3 protein-coding genes and 2 pseudogenes are annotated in these 4,262 nt (G+C 64.7%); 4 read left to right on the forward strand and 1 reads right to left on the reverse strand.

Annotation, left to right across the window (positions count from 1 at the left end; all coding sequences use genetic code 11):
• From MOV74_RS32410 to MOV74_RS32420, 3 genes and pseudogenes are all read left to right on the forward strand, one after another.
• Nucleotides 1–201, forward strand: a pseudogene (locus MOV74_RS32410) (hypothetical protein); the annotation flags it as partial.
• Nucleotide 202: 1 nt separating this feature from the next.
• Nucleotides 203–1,456, forward strand: coding sequence for a RimK family alpha-L-glutamate ligase (locus MOV74_RS32415; protein WP_246931069.1), 1,254 nt, complete (start codon nt 203–205; stop codon nt 1,454–1,456).
• On the forward strand, nt 1,453–2,952 hold the full coding sequence (locus MOV74_RS32420; RefSeq protein ID WP_246931070.1) for an aspartate aminotransferase family protein: 1,500 nt from the start codon (nt 1,453–1,455) through the stop codon (nt 2,950–2,952). The genes MOV74_RS32415 and MOV74_RS32420 overlap by 4 nt, the downstream gene beginning before the upstream one ends.
• A gap of 104 nt (nt 2,953–3,056) precedes the next feature.
• Here MOV74_RS32420 and flbT read toward each other — a convergent pair whose 3' ends face one another.
• Nucleotides 3,057–3,497, reverse strand: coding sequence for a flagellar biosynthesis repressor FlbT (gene flbT / locus MOV74_RS32425; RefSeq protein ID WP_246931071.1), 441 nt, complete (start codon nt 3,495–3,497; stop codon nt 3,057–3,059).
• 321 nt (nt 3,498–3,818) lie between these two features.
• On the opposite strand from flbT, the pseudogene MOV74_RS32430 reads away from it, so the two are divergent.
• Nucleotides 3,819–4,262, forward strand: a pseudogene (locus tag MOV74_RS32430) (flagellin); the annotation flags it as partial.

The following is a 4,262-nucleotide window of genomic DNA, read 5'->3' on the forward strand; positions in this document are numbered from 1 at the left end:
GACGAGGCACCGCAGGCCGTGCTGCGCCTTTGCGTCGGCGCCCGGCACGTGACCGAGGCCTGGTCGCCGGACGCGGCGGAGCGGCAGCGCAATGTGCAGCACGTTCTCGATCGCATCGCCCATGTCCTGGTAAAGATCGAGCTGCTGCTTGACCGTGGCGCAGTCGCGGCCGTGCCGGTAAATTCCGCGTTCGAGGTGTGAGATGCAGCATCCGGTTTCCGCGCCAATCGGCATGACCGCGGCGAACTATGCCGACCGCATCGGCTTTGCGCAGCTGACGCGCCGGGCCTTCGAAGGTGTCGACCTGCATCCGTTGCGCGACCAATTGTTGGCGCGGATCGCGGCGGGGACCGCGCTGGCGGGCGAAGCGCTCGATCTGTCGTTGATCACCCAGCTTCTTGGCGACAAGGATCAGGGACTCGCGATCCAGTCGGAGGTGCTCGCCTTCCATCAATTGTTTCGCACGCCGAGTGCTGCTCCGAAACCGGGCCTGCGCGTGCTCGCGCTTGCCGCCGACATCGATATGGGCGGCAACACGCCGATCGATTTTCTGCTGGAAGACTCCGACATCGAGCTGTTGACGCTCTACGTGGTCAAGGGCGCCGGTCTGCCGGAGATTCTGCCCGAGCACGACGTGGCCATCGTGGTTGCCTCCGATTCCGAGGAATGCCGTGAGGCGCTCGCTTTGATCGAGAAGGCTGCGCCGCACTGGCCGCGGCCGCTGCTCAATCGTCCCGACCGCATCGGCAATCTCGATCGCGACAAGCTGTACCGGCTGCTGGCCGGCGTGCCGGGTCTCGACATTCCCGCGACCATCCACGCGACGCGCGCGCAATTGCTGGATCTTTCGCGAAAGCAGATCGCTTGCCGTGACGTTGCGGATGAATTGCGCTTTCCGATGATCGCGCGGCCGCGCGGCTCGCATGCCGGCGTCGGGCTCGCGAAGCTCGACGATGCGGCGGCGCTCGCAGCTTATCTTTCCGAGCGCGGCGAACAGGATTTCTTCGTCGCGCGCTTCGTCGACTACGTGAACGCGGACGGGCTCTATCGCAAATATCGTCTCGCGATGGTCGACGGCAAGCCTTACGCCTGTCACATGGCGATCGCCGACCGCTGGGATATCTGGTATCTCAACGCCTACATGGCGTTCAGCGAGGAGAAGCGGGCCGAGGAAGCCGTCTTCATGCGCGAGTTCGACAACGCCTTCGCAGCGCGCCACAGAAGCGCGCTCGATGAGATGAGCAAGCGCGTCGGCCTCGACTATTTCATCGTCGATTGCGCCGAGAACCAGGACAACGAGCTTCTGGTCTTCGAAGCCGACAACACCGCCGTCGTGCACAACATGGATTCGCCGGACGTGTTTCCTTACAAGCCGCCGCAGATGCGCAAGATCTTCGCGGCGTTCTCGGCAATGCTGTCGCGGCATGCAAGAGCAGGCGAGGGGAGTGCAACATGAACGAGATCGTCCGCAACGCGCAAAGCTCCGTCGCGCACGCCTCGCTCGACCCGCAGGACTGGAGCGCATTCCGCGCGCTCGCCCATCGCATGCTGGACGAGACGATCGACGGCATCGCCGACGTTCGGGCGCGCCCCGTCTGGCAGCCGATCCCCGATGCGACCCGCGCGGCCTTCAAGGCCGACGTGCCGCGTGAGGCGAGCGACCTCGCCGAGGTCTATCGCGAATTCGCCGAGCACGTCGCGCCTTATGCGACCGGCAACGTCCATCCCGGCTTCATGGGCTGGGTGCATGGCGGCGGCACCGCGGTCGGCATGCTCGCGGAAATGCTCGCAGCCGGTCTCAACGCCAATCTCGGTGGTCGCGATCACATGCCGATCGAGGTCGAGCGCCAGATCGTGGACTGGATGCGCCGCCTGTTCGCCTTTCCGGACAGCGCGAGCGGCATTTTCGTCACGGGCACGTCGATGGCCAATCTGATGGCGGTGCTGGTGGCGCGCACGAACGCGCTCGGCACGCTGGCGCGGCAATACGGCATCGGCAATGATGGCGCGCTGCTCACGGCCTATACCTCGCAGGCCGCGCATGGCTGCGTCGCCAGGGCGATGGACATTGCCGGGCTCGGCACCGATGCGCTGCGCAAGATCGCTGTCGATGCCGATCATCGCATCGACGTTGCCGCGCTACGCGCGCAGATCGCCGTTGATCGCGAGGTCGGCTTCAAGCCGTTCCTGGTCGTCGCCTCTGCCGGCACGGTCGACATCGGTGCGATCGACGACCTCAAGGCCATCGCGGAGCTGTGCCGCGAGGAGGGGATCTGGTTTCACGTCGACGGTGCTTTCGGTGCGCTCGCGATCTTCTCGCCCGAGCTCGCGCCGCTGCTCGGCGGCATCGAGCTCGCCGATTCCATCGCGCTCGATTTCCACAAATGGGGACAGGTGCCTTACGATGCCGGCTTCCTGCTGGTGCGTGACGGCGAGCAGCATCGGCAGGCCTTTGCGCAGCCGGCGGCCTATCTGCGGCGCGAGGCGAGGGGGCTTGCGGCGGGGGCGGTCTGGCCCTGCGATCTCGGACCTGATCTGTCGCGCGGCTTCCGTGCGTTGAAGACCTGGTTCACGCTGAAGACGTTCGGCACCGACCGGCTGGGTGCGACGATCGCGCGAAGCTGCGCGCTTGCGAAATATCTGGAGACGCGCATTCTTGCCGAGCCGCGCCTGGAATTGCTGGCGCCGGTCAACCTCAACATCGTCTGCTTCCGCTACCGTGCTGATGATGCGATCAATCGCGAGATCGTCGCCGACATCCAGGAGTCCGGAATAGCAGCGCCGTCGAGCACGACGCTGAACGGCAAGTTTGCGATCCGCGCCGCGATCGTCAATCACCGTACCGAGGAGGCGGACATCAATGCGCTGGTCGCGGCCGTGCTGGAGTTTGGCGGCCGGCGGTGCGGCGACGGAATGATCGAGGTCGAGGCGCCACCGCTCGCGGCGCAATAGCACTGGTGCATGCCTGAAACGACAACGGCCCCGGAGGCGATCCGGGGCCGTTGTCGTTGCGGGATTGGGTCGTTCGCGTGGCTTCGGCACGCGAACGCGTGTGGTCAGGCGGCGGAGCTCACGTCGGCCTTGTCCGCCTCCGCCTTGGGATGGGTGGCCTCGAACTGGCTGCGCAGCTTCTCTTCATAGGCGATCAGCTTGCGGGCGTCCTTCAGCGCCCGGTAGAGGTCGCCGTTCAGGATGTTGTTGTTGATGGCCTCGATGATCGGCCAGGCGCTCGGCACCGCGGTGACGATGTCGCGCACCAGGTTGAAATAGGTGCCGTGCTGGGTCTGCGGATCCGGCGAGATGTACATGAGCTGGACCGCCAGATAGACGAGCTTGGCCGGCGTATCGGCGGTCTCGGGCGTGAGGATGTCGCGCTCGCGCAGGATCGGCACGTTGTCGCCGTCGATCAGGAGGCGGGCACGCTGGTCCGTGTTGGTAATCACGCAGTTACCGACGATGATACGTTCGTGCGGCCTGAGCTCGACCTTGAGGGCCATGCCTGTTCTCCATCAACGCTTTCGTAACCGAGCGTGTGTTGCGGCGGGTCAAGGCGCAATACTCCATCAACATTAGTTAACGAGTTGTAAATCGCCGGCATTCGTGCGGAAAAGCGCAATCATATCAACGTTGAAATTGCGCGGCGGTGCCGCGCCGCAGCCGGGCGGAGCGGCCGAATCGCGCGCCGACTCAGTAAAAGCGCCGGTTTCATTTCATGTTTCGTTAGAGGACTCCGCCCCACGGTCCGCCGGTCGCTGGGTCAGTCTCGATCCAAGCAGACGTGTAACAGTAGCGTCGTTTACCAGAAAGGTAACAGAGTTATGTCCGGTATCGTCCTCTCCTCGTCGGTTCGTCAGAACCTGCTCTCCCTCCAGTCCACCGCTGATCTTCTCGCCACCACGCAGAACCGTCTGTCGACCGGCAAGAGCGTCAACTCGGCCCTGGACAATCCCACCAACTTCTTCACCGCACAGTCGCTCGACAACCGCGCCAGCGACATCAACAACCTGCTCGATGGCATCGCCAACGGCGTGCAGGTGCTGCAGGCTGCCAACACCGGCATCACCTCGCTGCAGAAGCTGATCGACAGCGCGAAGTCGATCGCCAACCAGGCGCTGCAGACCACCGTCGGCTACTCCACCAAGTCCAACGTCTCCACCACGATCGCCGGTGCGACGGCGGCCGACCTGCGCGGAACGACCAGCTTCGCCAGCGCGACCGCGAGCAGCAACGTCGTGTTTAGCGGCGCTGCCGGCGGCACCACG

The organism is Bradyrhizobium sp. SHOUNA76 (assembly GCF_023006445.1).
Lineage (GTDB): Bacteria > Pseudomonadota > Alphaproteobacteria > Rhizobiales > Xanthobacteraceae > Bradyrhizobium.